Origin of the sequence: Streptomyces sp. NPDC093801, assembly GCF_040701585.1 — a bacterium.
Classification (GTDB): Bacteria; Actinomycetota; Actinomycetes; order Streptomycetales; family Streptomycetaceae; genus Streptomyces.
In genome coordinates, this window is record NZ_JBFBDP010000002.1 from 211,215 (window position 1) to 225,395 (window position 14,181).

Consider the following 14,181-nt stretch of genomic DNA (forward strand, 5'->3'; position numbering starts at 1 on the left):
CGGCCCGCGCGGAACGCACCGCGCCGGCTACCGGCCCGGCCGGCCGGACCGTGCGACGGCCCGCCCGCCTTCGACGAGGGGGGTGAGGCCGTCGAGGAGCGTGGCGAGGCCGAGCTCGAAGAGCGCGTCGAGACGCAGGTCGTAGCCCTGCTCGAAGGCGCCGACCACCTTGGCGAAGGCCGGGAAGCGGCCGGATTCCATCAGCTCCCGCAGGACGGGGGTCCGGCTGTCCATCCACTCGTCCTCCGTCTGGCCCGTGGCGGCCTGGGCGTGCGCCTCCATCTCCAGGTGCGCGGCCAGGCCCTGGACGTGGCTGTAGAGCAGGACGTGGATGTCGAAGAGGGTGGTGGGGTCGAGGCCGTGGCCGTCGAGGGCGCCCAGCACCCACTCGCCGTGCACCAGCAGATTGGGCACGAGCAGCGGGCGGGTCAGGGTGCCGGTCTGCGCCAGCCACGGGTGCCTGCGGTACAGGCCCCACAGGGTGCGGGCGCCCAGCTCGACGCGGGCGCGCCAGTCCCCGGGGGCGTCCGCGTCGTAGGAAGCCTCGCCGAACGCGGCGTCGGCCATGTGCAGGACGAGGTCCTCCTTGCTCGGGACGTACCGGTAGGTCGCCATGGCGGCGACGCCGAGCCGGGCCGCGACGCCGCGCATGGTCAGGGCCGACAGCCCCTCGGCGTCGGCGATCCCGATGGCGGTGCGCACGATCCGCTCCAGGCTCAGCTCCTGCTCGGGGCGGGCGGAGGGCGCGGGCGGCCTGCGGGCCGGGAGGGCGGGGGCGGCGGGCGCCGGCCCGGCGACCACCGTGCCGATCCGCGGCCGGGCCTCGACGAGCCCCTCCAGGCGCAGGGCGGCCAGGGCCTTGGTGGCGGTGGCGAGCGCGACCCCCCACTCCCCGGCGATGCGCCGGGTCGAGGGAACCCGGTCCCCGGGAGTCAGCTCGCCGTCCGCGATGCGCCGGCGGATCGCGGCGGCGATGCGCAGGTAGGGCGGATCGCCGGCCGGCCCCGTGGCCTTCGTCACGTCCCGCCTCCTTCCTCTCCTGTACTAGTGCAGAAGGTAGCAGCCGAAACGCCGATCGGGCCTCTGCCTGTGCTAGTACACCTCATCAGAAGGGCAGTTGAAGGAGCTTCGTGTACGCCGTACGTTCCGTTGTGTACGCCGTACGTACCACGGGAGGGTTCCCCAAGCAGACCGTACTCGTCTCCGGCGGCGGCATCGCCGGCCCCGTCCTCGCCCACTGGCTGCGCCGCCACGGCTTCGCGCCGACCGTGGCCGAGCGCGCCCCGGGCCGCCGCCCCGGCGGACAGGCCGTGGACGTCCGCGGCGTGGCGCTCGACGTGGTGGAGCGGATGGGCCTGCTGGAGGAGGCCCGGAGCGTACGGACCCGGATGCGCGGCATGTCGGTCCTCGGCCCCGACGGCCGCGAGGTGCACCGCACCACCGAGGCGACCTTCAGCAGCGGCCGGCTGGACAGCGGGGACGTCGAGCTGCTGCGCGAGGACCTGGTGCGGCTGGTGCACGAGCGCACCCGCACGGAGGTGGAGTACGTGTTCGGCGACGGCGTCACCCGGCTCGACGAGGACGGCACCGGTGTCCGCGTCGGCTTCGAGCACGGGCCGTCCCGCACCTTCGACCTCGTCGTCGGCGCCGACGGCCTCCACTCGGCGGTGCGGCGCCTGGCCTTCGGCCCGGAGGAGCGCTTCGCCCACCACCTCGGCAGCTACCTCTCGGTGTTCAGCGCGGACAACTTCCTCGGCCTGGACGACTGGCAGATGTGGCTCCAGGACGGCGAGTCGGGGTTCGGCATCATGCCCCTACGCGACAACACCGAACTCCGGATCGCCTTCGGCTTCGTGTCGGCCCCCCTCGGCCGCGAGCTCGCGGACGGCGACGGGCTGCGCCGGATCGTCGCGGACCGGCTCGCGTCGATGCGCTGGGAGGGGAGCCGTCTGGCGCGGGCCGCCCGGACGGCCCCCGACTTCTACTGCGACGCCATGGCCCAGATCCGGGACCGCTGGTCACGGGGCCGGGTGGCCCTGCTCGGGGACGCGGGCTACTGCCCTTCCCCCCTTTCGGGCCAGGGCACCAGCCTGGCGCTCGCGGGCGCCTACGTCCTGGCCGACTGCCTCGCCCGGGCGGGCGGGGACCACCACACGGCGTACGCCGCGTACGAGCGGCGGATGCGCCCCTTCGTCACCCCCAACCAGGCCCTGGCCACCGAGAACCCCGGCGGACCGGCCTCGGAGGAATCCGTCGCGCACGCCAAGAACGCCCTCGCGCTCGACGGCTGACCGGCCTGGCCCGCCCCCGGTCGGCGAAGGCGGGCCCCGGCCGCCGGGGCGAGCCCCGAGATCGCACGCCCACGGGGTACAACCGTTTCTGCGGGGCACACGAGACGCACGGGGTGTGCACGACGCGGACGAAGGGAACGGGCATGCGCAGCGTGGGCGTGGAGGAGGAACTGCTGCTGGTCGACGCCGGGACGGGGGAGCCGCTCGCCCTGTCGGCCGCCGTGATGTCGGCCGCCTCCCGCGAGGGGAACGCGGACAACGGCACGCAGGACGGGGCGCTGGAGACGGAGCTCAAGTGCGAGCAGGTGGAGTTCGCCACCCGCCCCGTGCTGCGGATGGGCGAACTGGCCGAGGAGATCCTCCGCTGGCGCACCCAGGCCGCACGGCACGCCGCCGAGGCGGGCGGGGCCGTCGCCGCACTGGCCACGTCCCCGCTGCCGGTCCGGCCGTCCACGATGGCCGGCGAACGCTACCGCTGGGTGAGCCGGCAGTTCGGCCTCACCGCGCAGGAGCAGCTGACCTGCGGCTGCCACGTCCACGTCTGCGTCGAGTCGGACGAGGAGGGCGTGGGCGTACTGGACCGCATCCGCCCCTGGCTGCCGGTCCTGACCGCCCTCAGCGCCAATTCGCCCTTCTGGCAGGGCCAGGACAGCGGGTACGCCAGCTACCGCAGCCGCGTGTGGAACCGCCTGCCCTCGGCCGGCCCCACCGAGGCCTTCGGCAGCGCGGAGGGCTACCACGGGCAGGTGCGCGACATGCTCTCCACCGGCGTCCTGCGCGACGACGGCATGGTCTACTTCGATGCCCGCCTCTCCGCCGCCTATCCCACGGTCGAGGTCCGCGTCGCCGACGTCTGCCTCGAACCCGACACCCCCGTCCTGCTCGCCGCCCTGGTCCGCGCCCTGGTGGACACCGCCGCCCGCGCATGGGGCGCCGGGCTGCCGCCGGCCCGCATCGGCGTCGGCCTGCTGCGGCTCGCCTCCTGGCAGGCGGCCAAGTCGGGCCTGGACGGCCCGCTGCTCGACCCCCGCACCATGAGCCCCGCCCCGCCCGCGGCGGTCCTCGACGTACTGCTGGACCACGTCCGGGACGCGCTCGACGAGAACGGCGACCTCGAACGCGTTCGCCAGGGGGTGGCGCGCCTGCTCGACCGCGGCAACGGGGCCCGCCTCCAGCGCCGGCTCATGAGCACGACGGGCGATCTGCGGGCCGTGGTGGCCGAGTGCGCCCGCCTCACCACGCCGCCGGCCGCGTAGCCGGCCCGTACGACGTTCGAACCGGAACATTCCGGGTAGAAGGGTCTGTCCGGTACCCACCCCATGCCCGACCCCGACGCGGCCGGGCGGGGCCCCGGGACTCCGACGAGGCGGTGACACCGATGTCCCAGTGCAAGATCCCCGACTACCGCACCGGCCACCGCGGCCGGCACTGGACCCATGCCCTGCGCAGCGCCCAGAAGGCCGGAGCGGTCGTCGTCACGGACGAGACCGGCGAAGCGGTCCGCTACAGCGGCGAGCGCAGCGGACCCGGCCGCTTCCGCCCCTGGCTGACCGACAAGGGCGAGCGCTACGACAGCCACGACGTCCACCCCGAGTGGTGACGGGGGAGTCCCCGGGTGCGCCCCGCGCGGGCCGGGGCGCGGCTCAGTGCGGGCCGGGGCGCGGCTCAGTGCGCGACGACCGGGTCCGCCGCGAGCCGGGACCCGTCGATCTCCGCCCAGACCACCTTGCCCCGCTCATGGGTCTCGCAGCCCCAGCGGTCGGACAGCCGCTCGATGATGTGGAGCCCGTGGCCGCCCGGGATGCCGGGCCGGGGCGGGGTGTCGCGGCGCGGCAGGGCCGTGGAGCCGTCGGACACCTCGATCCGCAGGGCTTCACCGCGGGTGAGGGCGAGGTGCAGGCAGCCACCCGCGTGCAGAGCGGCGTTGGTCACCAGCTCGGAGACGACGAGCAGTGCGTCCTCCGCGCTCTCGGTCCCGTCCCACTCCCAGTCCCGCAGGGCCCGCCGCGCGAAGTCGCGGCCCTTCGCGACCTGGCCCCGGACACCGTCCAGTGCCAGGTGGCGGCGCTGGCGCGGGGCCGTGTGCGGCTGCGGCGGACGGGCGGTCGGCGATCCGCTGCTCGTCACTGTGCTCTCACCCTCACCGTTGCATGGTTCCCTTCTCGTGGCGGCCGTACGGGCCCCGGCTGGTTCCGTCGCTGTGCGCACCGTACGCACCTGCCCCCGCCCGCGGCGGGGACACCCGGCGGGCCGTGTTCGAGGGGCACTTCGAGTGCCCGACAGTGTACGGGGGCGCGCGGTTCCCGGGCGGCGGCCACGGGCGGTCCCGGCAGCGGGCCGGAGCGCGGGAAGCGGGTCCGCCGGCGCCCCCTACCGGGCGAGCATGCCCTCCCGCAACCGTCCCAGGACGCGGGAGAGCCGCCGTGAGACCTGCATCTGCGAGATGCCGAGCACGGCGCCTATCTCCGACTGGGTCTTCTCCTGGCCGAACCGCATGCGCAGGATGAGCCGGTCCCGGGGATCCAGCTCCCGCAGCAGGGGGGCCAGGGTGTGGAAGTCCTCGAACAGCTCCATGGCGGGGTCCGGGTCCCCGAGCTTCTCGGCCAGGGGGCGCGCCGGCCGGCCCGTCCCCCGGGTCCCGTCCTCCTCGCAGGCGAGGTCCAGGGAGCCGCTGGTGTACCCGTTCGCGGCGATCAGACCGTCCATCACCTGCTCCTCGGGCAGCCCGAGGTGCCCGGCGAGCTCCCTGACCGTCGGGGCCCGCTTCAGCGCGTCGGTGAGGACCTCCTGGGCCTTGGCCAGCTCGGTGCGCAGCTCCTGGAGGCGGCGCGGGACGTGGACGGCCCAGGTGGTGTCGCGGAAGTGCCGCTTGATCTCACCGGTGATGTACGGGAGCGCGAGCGTGGAGAACTCCACCTCGCGGGCGGGGTCGTAGCGGTCGATGGCCTTGATCAGGCCGATGGTGCCGACCTGGACGATGTCGTCCATGTCGACCCCGCCCCCGGCCGCCCGGGACCGGAAGCGGCGGGCGGCGTACTGGACGAGGGAGAGGTTCATCTCGATGAGGGTGTTGCGGACGTACTGGTGCTCCCGCGTCCCCTCCTCCAGGGAACGCAGCCGGACCAGGAACAGCCGCGACAACTCCCGGGCGTCCGCGGGGGAGAGCTCCCGCGCCTCCTCCACCCGTGGGAGCGCTCCCGCCGGCGGCGTTCCCTCCGCGGCCGGGGCGCAGGCCGGAGCCTGGCGGTCCGTCGGACGAACGGGGTTCACTACTGCGGCCGAACGGGACATGGTGGCCGTTCCCTCCCTGTGGTCGATGGCTGCCGCGGCCGCTCCTGCCCCGGGTTCGGCGTCGTACACCTGCCGATCGCGGCCCGTTCGGTCCGCAGTGCGGCCGGGCCGGGGCGCGGCCCCCGGCGCGACGACCGTGCATACTCCCTTCCGGAACACGTACGGTGACGTCCGGGGAGGCGGAGATGGCCGGAGCGCAGGACGCGCGGAGCGGCGGCGTGGCGGGGGAGGGCCATCGGGCCGGAGCCGGCCGGGTCGTCGTGGCGCGCGGAGAACTCGACCAGGACACCCTGGCGCCGCTGGAGGAGGCCCTGACCGCCGCCGCGCACCGGTACCCCCTGGTGGTCCTGGACGCGGGCGCCGTCACCTTCGGCGACTCCTCCTTCCTGAACCTGCTCCTTCGGGTGCACCGCATGACCGTCCTGCGGATCGCCGCCCCGGGACGCCAGTTGCGCCGTCTGTTCGCCCTGACCGGCGCGGACACGGTCCTCGCGCAGTACCCCGGAGTCCGGGAGGCGCTGGCCGGCTGACGGCCGCGGGGTGCCGCGGCGGGGGTTAGCCTTCCCCCCGTCAGGGACGGCGAGAGTGAGGTTGGCGATGGCTGAGCGGACCGGCGCGGCTGCGGCGGGCGGAGCCCCGGTGGAAGGGGGCGGGGGCGGCATCACCGAGTCGGAGCTGCGCCTGCTGCTGGCGGGGCTGACGGCCGTGCGCGACGGGGATTTCCGTACGCGGCTGCCCGACGCGGCGGACGGGCTCCTCGGGGAGATCGCCACGGTCTTCAACGGGATGGCCAACCAGCTGTCGCTGTTCACGTCCGAGGTGACGCGGGTGGCCCGCGAGGTCGGCACGGAGGGGACCCTGGGGGGCCAGGCGGACGTCCCCGGGGTCGGCGGAGCCTGGCTGGACCTGACGGATTCGGTCAACTTCATGGCCGGAAACCTCACCGACCAGGTCCGCAACATCGCCCAGGTCGCCACGGCCGTCGCCAAGGGCGACCTCTCCCAGAAGATCACCGTCACCGCGCGCGGGGAGATCCTGGAGCTGAAGACCACGATCAACACGATGGTCGACCAGCTCTCGGCGTTCGCCGACGAGGTGACGCGCGTGGCCCGCGAGGTCGGCACCGAGGGAAACCTGGGAGGCCAGGCCACCGTCCGCGGGGTGTCCGGGACCTGGAAGGACCTCACCGACAACGTCAACGTCATGGCGTCGAACCTGACGGGCCAGGTCCGCTCCATCGCCCAGGTCGCCACCGCCGTCGCCCGCGGGGACCTCTCGCAGAAGATCGACGTGGACGCGCGCGGGGAGATCCTGGAGCTGAAGACCACGATCAACACGATGGTCGACCAGCTCTCCTCGTTCGCCGCCGAGGTCACCCGCGTGGCCCGCGAGGTCGGCAGCGAGGGCCGCCTCGGAGGCCAGGCCGAGGTCGAGGGCGTCTCCGGCACCTGGAAGCGGCTCACCGAGAACGTCAACGAGCTCGCCGGGAACCTCACCCGCCAGGTGCGCGCCATCGCCGCCGTCACCAGCGCCGTCGCCGAGGGCGACCTCACCCGCTCCATCACCGTGGAGGCCCCGGGCGAGATGGGCGACCTCAAGGACAACATCAACTCCATGGTCGGCTCCCTGCGCGAGACCACCCGGGCCAACCAGGAACAGGACTGGCTCAAGTCCAACCTGGCCCGGATCTCCGGCCTGATGCAGGGCCACCGCGACCTCGCGGTCGTCGCCGAGCTCGTCATGGACGAGCTCACCCCGCTGGTCGCCGCCCAGTACGGCGCCTTCTACCTGGCGGAGGACACCCCCCGGGGCACGATGCTCAGCCTCGTCGGCTCCTACGGCCGCCCCGCCCGCGACGGGGTCGCCGAACGCTTCGCCCTCGGCGACTCGCTCGTCGGGCAGGCCGCCCGCAGCCGCCGCACCATCGCCAGCGACCAGGTCCCCGCCGACTACGTCATCTCCTCCGGACTCGGCCGCACCACGCCCGGCAGCCTGATGATCCTGCCGATCGTCGTCGACGACCAGGTCCTCGGGGTGATCGAACTCGCCTCGTTCTCGGCCTTCACCCCCGTACACCGCGACTTCCTCGGCCAGTTGATGGAGACCGTCGGCGTCAACGTCAACACCATCGTCGCCAACGCGCGCACCGACGAGCTCCTCGGGGAATCCCAGCGCCTGACCGCCGAGCTCCAGGCCCGGTCCGCCGAACTCCAGGCCCAGCAGTCGGAGTTGCAGCGCTCCAACGCCGAACTGGAGGAGAAGGCGGCCCTGCTGGCCAGCCAGAACCGCGACATCGAGGCCAAGAACCTGCAGATCGAACAGGCCCGGCAGGAACTGGAGGACCGCGCCCAGCAGTTGTCGCTGGCCTCCACGTACAAGTCGGAGTTCCTCGCGAACATGAGCCACGAGCTGCGCACGCCGCTCAACAGCCTGCTCATCCTGGCCCAGCTCCTGGCCCAGAACCCCAGCCGCAACCTCACCCCGAAGCAGGTCGAGTACGCGGGCATCATCCACTCGGCCGGCTCCGACCTCCTCCAGCTGATCAACGACATCCTCGACCTCTCCAAGGTCGAGGCGGGCAAGATGGACATCCACCCCGAACGGGTCGACCTGCACCAGCTGCTGGACTACGTCGAGGCCACCTTCCGGCCCATGACCACCCAGAAGAGCCTCGACTTCACCGTCACCACCGCCCCCGACGCGCCGGCCGACCTCCTCACCGACGACTCCAGGCTCCGCCAGATCCTGCGCAACCTGCTGTCGAACGCCGTCAAGTTCACCGAGCGCGGCGGGGTCGAGCTGCGCATCGAGCGGGCCTCCGACGCCGAGGTCCCCGCCGGGCTGCTCCACCGCGGCAGCATGATGGCCTTCCGCGTCCGCGACACCGGCATCGGCATCCCCGAGCAGCAGCTGGAGTCCGTGTTCGGCGCCTTCCAGCAGGCCGACGGCACCACCAGCCGCAAGTACGGAGGCACCGGCCTCGGCCTCTCCATCACCCGGGAGATCGCCCAGCTGCTGGGCGGGGCGGTGACCGCCGAGAGCACCCCCGGCCAGGGCAGCACCTTCACCCTCCACCTCCCCGTCCACCACGCGGACTTCGAGGAACGTCCCGCGCCCCTTCCCGCGGCGGCCCGCGCCGCCGCGTACGAACTGCCCGAGCCGCGGCGGGGGAGCGGCCCGGGGACCGCCGGCGGGCGGCCGCGGCAGACCCGCCGCCTCCTCGTGATCGAGGAACGCCCGAACGGCCTGCTCTCCCTCGTCGCCGAGAGCGCCGAGCGCGACCTCGTACCGCGCCGGGCGGGGGTGGGGGCCGAGCAGGAGGCGGGCGTCCAGGTGGTGGGCGCCACCAGCGCGCGAGAGGCCGCCGCGGTCCTGGCGTCCGGGCCGTTCCACTGCGTCGTCCTCGAACTCGACATGGCCGGCGGCGAGGCCATGAGGTTCCTCGACGCGCTGGACGGGGACCCGGCGTTCGGATCGCTGCCGGTCCTGGCCCACGACAACCCTCGCCTCGACACCGGCCGCGAACGGGCCCTGCGCGAGCGCGCCGCGTCCCGCCGCGTGGAGCTGCTGAGCAGCCTGGACGAGCTGCGCGAACGCATCGTGCTGCACCTGTCCGCCGACCGGCCCGGGGAGGCGGCCGCCCCCGCGGACGGGCGGGCGCGGGCCGAGCGCACCCCCCGGACCCCCGACGGGGAGCTCACCGGGCGCACCGTCCTGGTCGTCGACGACGACGCGCGCAACCTGTACGCCCTCAGCGGCATCCTCGAACTGCACGGCATGCGCGTGCTCCACGCCGAGGACGGCCGCAAGGGCATCGAGACCCTCACGCGCAACCCCGGCATCGACCTCATCCTGATGGACGTGATGATGCCCGAGCTCGACGGCTACGCCGCGACGGAGGAGATCCGCGGCATGCCCGCCCACGCCCGGCTGCCGATCATCGCGGTCACGGCCAAGGCGATGCCCGGCGACCGGGAGAAGAGCCTCGCCGCCGGGGCGAGCGACTACGTCACCAAACCCGTGGACGCCGGCGACCTGATGGACCGGGTCCGACACTGGCTGACCACCGACCCGGGCCGCCTCCACGAGGGGCCGGCCGCACGGTGACCCCCTTCGACGCCTCCCACCCCGGCGAACGGGCGGACGGGGCGGTGGCCGGCGACCGCCCGCCGCCCTCCGTCCCCCGGCAGGCACCCACCCCCCTGGGCCGGCTCGTCGCCACGGTCGAGCGCCTGCGCCGGGAGGTCCGGGAAGCGCACGCGGCCGCCGACGGCCGGGCCCTGGTCGAACTGGCCAAGGGCATCCTCATGGGGCGGCTGGACTGCACCCCCGCCGCCGCGGCCCGCCAGCTCGACGAACTCTGCCGCGAGGCCGGGCTCTCCCCCCTCGAACTCGCCGCCGACATCGTCAACGAGGCGGCCCTCGACCACGTCAGCGAGATCGCGGCCGAGTTCGTCGAACGCACCGCGACGGCGCGGCCGGCCCCGCGGGACGCCACCGTGGGCGTACGCCTGCGCACCGCCGAGAGCGGAGCGCTCGCCGCCGCCGACACCCAGGCCGTGGCCGAGTCGCTGCTGGCCAACGCCCTGACACCGCTGGGGGCGGTCGCCGTGGCCGTGTGGGCCGCGGCCCCCGACGGCTCGCTCGCCCTCGCCGGCCACGCCGGCTTCCCCGCCGAGGAGGCCGCGCGCTGGCGCCACGTACCCCCGGGCGTCGCCACCGTCCCCCGCCTCGCCCTGCGCGAGCGCGCCGCCGTGACCCTCGCCGACCCGGAACGCGAGGGCCTGCCCTCCGTCGGTTACCTGCAATGGCCGCGTGGCGGCCGGATGGCCGTACCGGCGGGGACGGGCGGCCGGGTGCACGGGGTGCTCGAAGTGGTGTGGCCGCACCCCCTGGCGCCGCTGCCGCCGCAGATCCACCGCCAGGTCGAGGCACTGGCCGAGCTCTGTGCCCACACGCTGGACACGGCGCCCCCGCCCGCCGTCGCACCGGAGGGGCTCCTGCCCGACGTCTCGGAGCTCATCGACCTCGCCGAGGGGCTGCACGACCCCACGGTCGTCCTGACCCCCGTACTCGATCCGGACGGCCGGCTGGCCGATTTCCGCATCCGCCACGTCAACAGCCGCTTCGCCGACCCCGCGGGCCGCCCCCGCGCCGACGTGAACGGCGCCCTGCTCCTGGAGGCCTACCCCACGGCCGCGGGCGACAACGGCCTCTTCGGCATCGTCGAGCGGGTGCACGCCACAGGCGAGCCGTTCCGCGCCGAACGCGTGGGCCTGACCTCGTTCGTCGACCAGATCCCGCTGACCTCGGTCGCGGACATCAGCGTCAGCCGGCACGGCGCCGCCGTCCTGCTGATCTGGCGGATCGAGGACGAGACCGCCCGGCTCGCCAACCTCCTCCAGCACGCCCAGCGCCTGGGCCGCATCGGCGGGTTCGAGGAGAACCTCGCCACCGGCGGGATCACCTGGAACTCCGAGCTCTACGCCCTCCACGGGCTGCCGGGCACCGCGTCCCCGGTACCCCTGCGGGACCTGCCCGCGCACGCCCACCCGGACGACGCCGCGGCCCTCGGACGCTTCCTGCGCGCCGTCCTGCGCTACCGGCGCCCCGCCTCCGTCAACCTGCGGCTCAGGCGCTCCGACGGGATCCTGCGCCACATCAGGGTCGTCGCCGAGCCCGTCCTCGACTCCGCCCAGCGGCTGCACGGCGTCCGCGGCGCCTGCCAGGACATCTCCGCGCAGCACTGGACCGAGGTGGCCCTCGCCGCGACCCGCGACCAACTCGCCCTCACCGAGGCCGAATCGGCCGAACGCAACCGCCTCGCCCTCCAGCTCCAGCACGCCATCATGCCCCCCGAGCACCACGTCGAGGCGCCGGGACTGCGCGTGGCGGTGCGCTACCGCCCCGCGGAGACGGAGTCCCTGGTCGGCGGCGACTGGTACGACACCCTGGTCCTGCCCTCCGGCCTGATCATGCTCTCCGTCGGCGACGTCGCAGGACACGGCATCGAGGCGGCCACCGGGATGGTCGTCCTGCGCAACGCCCTGCGCGGCCTCGCCGTCACCGGCGCGGGCCCCGGCCAGCTGATGTCCTGGCTCAACACGGTCACCCACCACCTGACCAAGCAGGTCACCGCGACGGCCGTCTGCGGCCTCTACGACCCCCGTACCCGGGTCATGCGCTGGGCGCGCGCCGGCCACCTGCCGCCCGTACTCGTCCGCGGGGGCGGGGCCGAGGCCCTCCCCCTGATCGAGGGCCTGCTCCTCGGCGCCCTGCCCGACGTCTCCTACGCCGAGCAGGAGGTCGGGCTCGAACCGGGCGACACACTCCTGATGTTCACGGACGGCCTGGTCGAACGCCGGGACGCCTCGGTACAGGACTCCCTGGCCCATCTGCTGGACACGGTGGCCTCGGCGGCCGACGACCTGGACGGCCGGCTCGACGGGCTGCTCACCGAGAGCTGGTCCGACACCGACGACGACACCTGCGTCATCGGAGTACGGGTCGACTGACGGGCGCGGATGCGGTCCGCCGGAAGGAGGAGGACGCTGGGAGGGCAAGAGCCGCCTAAGGAGGACGCGATGTCGATCGTCGACAAGCTCAAGGGACTGCTCGGCCAGCACCCCGACAAGGCCAAGGAAGCCGTGGACCGCGGGGGAGACATGATCGACGAGCGGACGGGGAGCAAGTACTCCGACAAGGTCGACACGGGTCAGGAGAAGGCGAACGAGTACATCGACCGCAACAAGCCGCAGCAGCCCTGAAGCCGGGCACCGGGACGCCTCCCCCGTCCGGCAGAAGAGGGCCAGGACGTCCTCCACCCGCGCGTAAACCGGTGTCCGGGCCGCTGCCCGCGACCCTAGGCTGCGCCCGTGGAGACCACTTACGAACGCGTCGAGCCGACGCATCCGACCCATGCGGAGCACCTGGTCGACTTCCTCTCCGGCGACACCTGGCCGTTCCACGCCGTGGACGTCGTGGCCCGGGACCAGGCCCGCCGGTGGGTCGAGGACGGCCGCTACGACGGCCCGGACAACCGGGCCTTCTGGATCGTCCGGGCCGGCGAGCGGGCCGGACTCGTCCGGCTGACGGACCTGCAGGACGACACACCGCTGTTCGACCTGCGGATCCGCTCGCAGCACCGGGGGCGGGGCCTGGGCGGACAGGCGCTGGCCTGGCTCACGGGCCACGTGTTCACCGCGTTCCCGCAGGTCCGCCGGATCGAGGCCACCACGCGGCAGGACAACACCGCGATGCGCCGCGCCCTCCGGCGCAGCGGCTACGTGAAGGAGGCCCACTACCGCGACGCCTGGCCGGCGGCGGACGGCCGGGTGCGCGACGCGGTCGGCTACGCGGTCCTGCGCCGGGACTGGCTCTCGGGCACCACCACGGTCCCCGACTGGGACGACGAGCCCGGTGCCACGGGCGGGGGCCGGGAACGGTGAACCCCAGCTGAGGGGTGGGCCGGTCCCGGCGGGCGTCCGGAGGGCGATCTTGGCGGGGCGCCCCCAGAATGTCCACGAAAGGGGTGACGGGCCATGACGGACGGGAGAGCCGGGCGCATCGCGGAGTTCGTCGAGCCGCTGCGGGTGGAGCCCGGGTCCACGGTGGACCTGGAGCGGGACTTCGACCCCCGCTACAAGGGCGGCATGAAGAAGCGCGAAGGCGTCGAGCTGCTGCGGACCGGGGTGTCGCTGCTCGCCGAGTACCAGGATCGGCTGGCCGCCCAGGACACGTACGGCGTCGTGCTCTGCCTCCAGGCCCTCGACGCCGGGGGCAAGGACGGAACGATCCGCCACGTCATGAGCGGGGTCAACCCCCAGGGCGTCCGCGTCAGCAGCTTCAAGGTGCCGTCCGCGGAAGAGCTCGACCACGACTACCTGTGGCGCTACGCCCAGAGGCTGCCCGCACGCGGCGAGATCGCGATCTTCAACCGTTCGCACTACGAGGAGGTCCTCGTCGTGCGGGTCCACCCGGAGGTCCTCCTGCGGCAGCATCTTCCGGAGCACGGGCCCGGACGGGGCGTCGGAGACGACATCTGGGACCGCCGCTACCGGGAGATCAACCGGTGGGAGCGCTACCTCACGGACAACGGGTTCAAGGTGGTGAAGGTCTTCCTGAACCTGTCCAAGGAGGAGCAGCGCATCCGCTTCCTGAAGCGGATCGACCTGCCGGAGAAGAACTGGAAGTTCTCCGCCGCCGACGTCCGCGAGCGGCGCCGGTGGGACGACTACCAGAAGGCGTTCTCCGAGATGCTCTCCGCCACCAGCACGCGGTGGGCGCCGTGGTACGTCGTACCGGCCGACCGGAAGTGGTTCGCGCGGATCTGCGCGGGGGCGGTCCTGGCGCACACCCTGATGGAGATCGATCCCCAGTACCCCGAGGTGTCGCCGGAGGTGCGCAAGGACCTCCTCGTCACGAAGCGGGGCCTGGAGCGGGAGGCCCCCGCGGGGGCCGCGTCCGATCCGTACGCGGCCCGGCACCCGTCGTCGGACCGGGCCGGAGGGCACGGCGGGAGGAAGCGCCGGAAGCGGAAGATGCGGAGGAAGCACGGCTAGGGTGTCCGGCCCGGATGCGTCCGCGGCCCCGGATCGGA

At 73.8% G+C, this 14,181-nt stretch carries 12 protein-coding genes; 9 read left to right on the forward strand and 3 right to left on the reverse strand.

From position 1 onward, the window contains the following. Window positions 1-27: 27 nt before the first annotated feature. On the reverse strand, window positions 28-1,020 hold the full coding sequence (locus AB0469_RS02810) for a TetR/AcrR family transcriptional regulator C-terminal domain-containing protein (RefSeq protein WP_366449502.1): 993 nt from the start codon (window positions 1,018-1,020) through the stop codon (window positions 28-30). 131 nt (window positions 1,021-1,151) lie between these two features. Between AB0469_RS02810 and AB0469_RS02815 the strand changes: the two genes are divergently transcribed. The 3 genes from AB0469_RS02815 to AB0469_RS02825 all read left to right on the forward strand — a co-directional run bounded on the left by AB0469_RS02815 (window position 1,152) and on the right by AB0469_RS02825 (window position 3,891). After that, a complete protein-coding gene (locus AB0469_RS02815; RefSeq protein WP_366449503.1) occupies window positions 1,152-2,291 on the forward strand; it encodes an FAD-dependent monooxygenase in 1,140 nt (379 codons plus the stop codon). 143 nt (window positions 2,292-2,434) lie between these two features. Next, the gene (locus AB0469_RS02820) at window positions 2,435-3,547 is read left to right on the forward strand and encodes a glutamate--cysteine ligase (RefSeq protein WP_366449505.1); all 1,113 of its coding nucleotides are present in this window, start codon (window positions 2,435-2,437) and stop codon (window positions 3,545-3,547) included. A 122-nt stretch (window positions 3,548-3,669) separates the two neighbouring features. Beyond that, complete coding sequence (locus AB0469_RS02825; protein WP_042811755.1) at window positions 3,670-3,891, forward strand: hypothetical protein; 222 nt, start codon at window positions 3,670-3,672, stop codon at window positions 3,889-3,891. A 65-nt stretch (window positions 3,892-3,956) separates the two neighbouring features. On the opposite strand, the gene AB0469_RS02830 is transcribed toward AB0469_RS02825, so the two are convergent. Both AB0469_RS02830 and AB0469_RS02835 read right to left on the reverse strand, forming a co-directional pair. Further along, window positions 3,957-4,418 carry an ATP-binding protein gene (locus AB0469_RS02830; protein WP_366449506.1) on the reverse strand — a complete coding sequence of 154 codons (462 nt, stop codon included), beginning with the start codon at window positions 4,416-4,418 and terminating at the stop codon, window positions 3,957-3,959. A gap of 243 nt (window positions 4,419-4,661) precedes the next feature. Beyond that, window positions 4,662-5,582, reverse strand: coding sequence for a SigB/SigF/SigG family RNA polymerase sigma factor (locus tag AB0469_RS02835; RefSeq protein WP_366449507.1), 921 nt, complete (start codon window positions 5,580-5,582; stop codon window positions 4,662-4,664). 185 nt (window positions 5,583-5,767) lie between these two features. Here AB0469_RS02835 and AB0469_RS02840 point away from each other — a divergent pair, with 185 nt between their 5' ends. The 6 genes from AB0469_RS02840 (at window position 5,768) to AB0469_RS02865 (ending at window position 14,143) form a co-directional block, all read left to right on the forward strand. Then, a complete protein-coding gene (locus AB0469_RS02840) occupies window positions 5,768-6,112 on the forward strand; it encodes an STAS domain-containing protein (protein WP_366449508.1) in 345 nt (114 codons plus the stop codon). 67 nt (window positions 6,113-6,179) lie between these two features. After that, window positions 6,180-9,689, forward strand: coding sequence for a HAMP domain-containing protein (locus AB0469_RS02845; RefSeq protein ID WP_366449509.1), 3,510 nt, complete (start codon window positions 6,180-6,182; stop codon window positions 9,687-9,689). A gap of 44 nt (window positions 9,690-9,733) precedes the next feature. Continuing rightward, window positions 9,734-12,097: a SpoIIE family protein phosphatase gene (locus tag AB0469_RS02850; RefSeq protein ID WP_366449630.1), complete on the forward strand. Its 2,364-nt coding sequence runs from the start codon at window positions 9,734-9,736 to the stop codon at window positions 12,095-12,097. Between the two features lie 69 nt (window positions 12,098-12,166). Beyond that, a complete protein-coding gene (locus AB0469_RS02855) occupies window positions 12,167-12,349 on the forward strand; it encodes an antitoxin (RefSeq protein WP_366449510.1) in 183 nt (60 codons plus the stop codon). A 108-nt stretch (window positions 12,350-12,457) separates the two neighbouring features. After that, window positions 12,458-13,030 (forward strand): GNAT family protein, encoded by a 573-nt coding sequence (locus AB0469_RS02860; RefSeq protein WP_366449511.1) that lies wholly within the window; start codon window positions 12,458-12,460, stop codon window positions 13,028-13,030. A gap of 93 nt (window positions 13,031-13,123) precedes the next feature. After that, entirely contained in the window at window positions 13,124-14,143 is a 1,020-nt protein-coding gene (locus AB0469_RS02865; RefSeq protein ID WP_366449512.1) for a polyphosphate kinase 2 family protein, read from the forward strand. The last annotated feature ends 38 nt before the right edge of the window (window positions 14,144-14,181 follow it).

What these genes read in the sequence shown, in the direction of transcription:
- AB0469_RS02820 (WP_366449505.1), top strand. Translation starts at nt 2,435, where the DNA reads ATGCGCAGCGTGGGCGTGGAGGAGGAACTGCTGCTGGTCGACGCCGGG.
- AB0469_RS02825 (WP_042811755.1), top strand. Translation starts at nt 3,670, where the DNA reads ATGTCCCAGTGCAAGATCCCCGACTACCGCACCGGCCACCGCGGCCGG.
- AB0469_RS02835 (WP_366449507.1), bottom strand. Translation starts at nt 5,582, where the DNA reads ATGTCCCGTTCGGCCGCAGTAGTGAACCCCGTTCGTCCGACGGACCGC.
- AB0469_RS02840 (WP_366449508.1), top strand. Translation starts at nt 5,768, where the DNA reads ATGGCCGGAGCGCAGGACGCGCGGAGCGGCGGCGTGGCGGGGGAGGGC.
- AB0469_RS02845 (WP_366449509.1), top strand. Translation starts at nt 6,180, where the DNA reads ATGGCTGAGCGGACCGGCGCGGCTGCGGCGGGCGGAGCCCCGGTGGAA.
- AB0469_RS02855 (WP_366449510.1), top strand. Translation starts at nt 12,167, where the DNA reads ATGTCGATCGTCGACAAGCTCAAGGGACTGCTCGGCCAGCACCCCGAC.
- AB0469_RS02865 (WP_366449512.1), top strand. Translation starts at nt 13,124, where the DNA reads ATGACGGACGGGAGAGCCGGGCGCATCGCGGAGTTCGTCGAGCCGCTG.